Origin of the sequence: Foetidibacter luteolus (assembly GCF_009650435.1) — a bacterium.
In the GTDB taxonomy this organism is placed as follows: domain Bacteria; phylum Bacteroidota; class Bacteroidia; order Chitinophagales; family Chitinophagaceae; genus Foetidibacter; species Foetidibacter luteolus.
The window spans coordinates 1-3,531 of sequence record NZ_VVIP01000019.1 but is presented as its reverse complement, the minus strand read 5'-3'; the positions used below and the strand labels follow the sequence as shown (position 1 = coordinate 3,531).

The following is a 3,531-nucleotide window of genomic DNA, read 5'->3' as shown; positions in this document are numbered from 1 at the left end:
CAGCTTACCAATACGACCTTTATTCACAAAACAAGAGCTTTTACTATAAGTCAATTCCATTCTACAACTACGACCAGACAAATTTTGGGAAGACGATTGTTTACGATGCTAAGACAAAAAAGAGGTTGTATCAAATTGACAACTATCTGCCTCGTCAAGCTTTTCTGAGTAATAACGGTAAATCGCTTATCACGACAAGATATTGGATGTGGGGACATGATAACTTTGACGACCAAGAGCTCATTGAATTTTATGTGAATGGGAAAAAATCAAAGAAGTACTTTGTAAAGGACTTAATAAGCGACAGGTCAAAACTTCAATTTACTTCATCACATACTCTATGGTATGATGATATGTTTATTTACAATGACACACTATTTGTGTTGACCTTAGATGATAAGGCAATACTTATTGACGCCAACAAGACTGAAATCATTGGAAGAAAAGACAAATCATTTGTGACGAAGCGGTTCGACTTGAAAAAGCTTCCTCAACTGAAATCGGTGGTGTACGATAAAATAAAATATCCAGAAGGTTATCAGTTTCCAGATTTGATTACGGGAAGGAAGTTTAGGACTGAGTTAATCAAAGGTTTAAACAAGACCGAAGTAAAAGACTACGATAGCTGCAAATTCTATATTATGGTTTATGGAGCTATTGACAGGAAAGGCCATTGTGATATTTTCTTACTATCTGCAAGTATAAATAAGAGTGACAAAGATGACCCACTATGGAAAAAGCAAGTTGCAGATTGGGTAACAAGGCAAAAGTACAAGACTGACCTCATTCCAATTAACTGCGACAAATGGGTTTTTCAGGAATTCTTTTATCTCAAGTGACGAATAGCAGCACACAACAGGCAGTTTTGCGTCAGCAGGGGGCGACGAATAAATCCTCATCTTAGTGCTACTATCAGCTACATATCCGGCTGACCGAACATGGATGAGCAACAGAATATATTTTCAACTTTTGTAACTTCGGACGGCTGCAGTTCCGGGCTGGACGTTTTCCAAATGCCCTGCCGAACGCAAAGCTCTGGCCGTAAGCTGCAATTTTTTGACACTCTATGGACATAGCAACAATTAAGACAGGTGACATTTTTAATTACGACTCATACACAGCACATGGCGACAAAACTCATCATCACAAGTGCCGAGTATTGTTTGTTGGTTCCGAAAGCCTTTTTTATGACGCATGGTGGGAAGGTATTAACAAATGGACTTTTGTTCCAGTAAGAAAGCGACTGGCTTACTATAGGTTTCCGCTGACAATTCTCAATAAACTGACTAATCTAACCTTCAAAGGTTTTGAACCAATTGATAAAAAAAGTGCAGACAAGTTATTTTTGAATTCACCAGAAGTATTATTGAAAACAACAAAAGAAATTATTTCAAAAAATGAAAGTGACGATACATTAGTAGAAGTGAATTCAGATATGATTGCATTTATTCCAATTAGACCTAAAGGTGGTACATTAAAGCCAGTTCTTTTAGACAGCACACAATTGACAAAGGTTTCGTTAACTAAAAAAGTACTGGAACATCAAAACCTTGACTTCATTCACACTGACAATATTGTTTTACATAGAGTTGGTTTAGACGGTGGAGTTCCATCTTATTGTATAAAGACAGCATAAACTGCAGCTTACATTGGGTTTTATGCAAGTTGGGCATGACCAGCAAACATCAACCAATTGCAAATCCAGGATGTGGTTCGGGCTGGACAAGCAACTTTCAACTTTAGTTCTTAAATTCAATTTTATATTTTCAATCAGCAGCGGTTGTGGGCTGACGGTATACTAATTCCCAACCTGCATAAAGCCCTGCCCGTTGGGCGCAATCAGTTTGACATCACAAACATGGAAAAACTTACATTTCAACAACTAAATATTCTTTGTGATTTAAATGCTGACAAGAAGTATGTAAGAGATTGTCTTCAAGTATTAAGACATGAAGACTGTATTTTTGAAAACGGCATAATCATGCCTCGTGACCATATTGCAAGCCTTTATAGTTTTCGTTTTAATAGTGCAAAAGATGCAGGAAACTTAAAGGAGGACTATTTACTGGACTTCAAAAATTGTGTTGATGAACTTAACAAATCAGAGTCAGATTTGTTAGGAATTACGTCAGTATATGGTGACAATATTTCGTTCCTAATATTTTTCGAGCCCGACAGTAAAACAATTTTAGGGCTACTTAAATCCAAAAGCCCTTCTGGCATTAAAAGTATCGAACAAAATGCTACCGATACAATAAACAGGGGCTTTTCTTCTAATGCAGAAAAATATTCAAAAGGAGCTTTTGTTAGAGACTGGAAATAGACTGCGCCCAACATTGGGTTTTATGCAAGTTGGGCATGACCAGCAAACATCAGCTAATTGCAAAGTCAGGCTGTGGTTCGGGCTGGACAAACAACTTTCAACTTTAGTTCTTAAATTGAACTTTATATTTTCAATCAGCAGCGGTTATCGGCGGACGGAATACTAATTCCCAACCTGCATAAAGCCCTCAACCGTTGTAGGCAACCAAGACATACAACTTTCAAATAACTATTGATAGACAGACAAACATCGTGAAAAGCAAGACAACTCTTCGTTTAATTTTAATTGGACTTTTATCATTTATATTAGGCTGGTTTCTTCATGGCACAATTCGACCATCAAATCATACTAAGAACACTCAAGTAATCAATGCCTTTATTGACACTCTTTCACAAGCAGACACAATCAAAAGCAATAATTCTGCTCATATTGTTTCAGGACATTTTGTATTAGCGAAATCAAATTGTGCTGGCTTTAATTTTATTAATCATGACATAGTTCTTTGGACAAACGAAATTGCCTGTAACGATCCAGATACATTAAAAATTCGTTGGTTGAGCGACTCGACTTTTATGACAAGAAGTACTTTGCGAATTAACGAAAGTTGTCCCCCACGAGTTGACATCTATAAAGTTGTTTCTTTTGATGGCAAACACTTAAATTTAAAGTCTATTTGGACAGGATGGAATGACGCAAAAGATGAAGATTTAGAATTACTCAAACAACCTAATTAGACGATGGGCCTACAACAGGCGGTTTGGCGATATGGCGGGGCGACAAATATATGCTCAGCTTTTTGTTTGCTATTCGGCTTCAGTTCCAGCCGACGAATAACGCCGGGCAATAGAACAGGGCAAACGCATCTAAAGTTTATTGAAAACAGTATTAGCGAGGAAGTTGTTGTCCAGGGTACAGAGGAGCCGTTTCTTTTTGATGCTTAATTTTTTAGTGGTATTATTCTTTAAAAGGTTGAGGGCTATTTTAGTGATAATGCTAAAGTTCTCAGCGGCATTACCGGCCTGTTTTGTACTGAGGTCTTCGTTAAAAATTACATCCAGCACCCAATGCAGCTTGTTTTCAATACCCCAATGCTGGCGGATGATGCTTAAAAAATTTTCGGGTGTTGCCTGCAGGCTTGAGATATAATACCTTATTTCCTGTTGTGTTTCACCGGTTGACAGTATTGTTCTGTTAGATTCAATACAGAT

The 3,531-nt window shown here is 37.4% G+C and carries 5 protein-coding genes; 4 read left to right on the top strand and 1 reads right to left on the bottom strand.

Features of this window, described 5'->3' with window-relative positions; all coding sequences use genetic code 11:
* The 4 genes from F0364_RS28850 to F0364_RS05775 all read left to right on the top strand — a co-directional run.
* The coding region (locus F0364_RS28850; protein ID WP_207632534.1) for a hypothetical protein at window positions 1–839 on the top strand (839 nt) is incomplete at its 5' end.
* Between the two features lie 227 nt (window positions 840–1,066).
* Window positions 1,067–1,636, top strand: a complete 570-nt coding sequence (locus F0364_RS05785; protein ID WP_153796820.1) for a hypothetical protein — start codon at window positions 1,067–1,069, stop codon at window positions 1,634–1,636.
* A 222-nt stretch (window positions 1,637–1,858) separates the two neighbouring features.
* Complete coding sequence (locus tag F0364_RS05780) at window positions 1,859–2,323, top strand: hypothetical protein (RefSeq protein WP_153796819.1); 465 nt, start codon at window positions 1,859–1,861, stop codon at window positions 2,321–2,323.
* A gap of 251 nt (window positions 2,324–2,574) precedes the next feature.
* Window positions 2,575–3,057, top strand: coding sequence for a hypothetical protein (locus F0364_RS05775; protein ID WP_153796818.1), 483 nt, complete (start codon window positions 2,575–2,577; stop codon window positions 3,055–3,057).
* Between the two features lie 129 nt (window positions 3,058–3,186).
* Here F0364_RS05775 and F0364_RS05770 read toward each other — a convergent pair.
* The coding region (locus F0364_RS05770; RefSeq protein ID WP_207632533.1) for an ISAs1 family transposase at window positions 3,187–3,531 on the bottom strand (345 nt) is incomplete at its 5' end.

Excerpts from the sequence above, each read along its gene's own strand:
- F0364_RS05785 (WP_153796820.1), top strand. The coding sequence starts at position 1,067 with ATGGACATAGCAACAATTAAGACAGGTGACATTTTTAATTACGACTCA.
- F0364_RS05780 (WP_153796819.1), top strand. The coding sequence starts at position 1,859 with ATGGAAAAACTTACATTTCAACAACTAAATATTCTTTGTGATTTAAAT.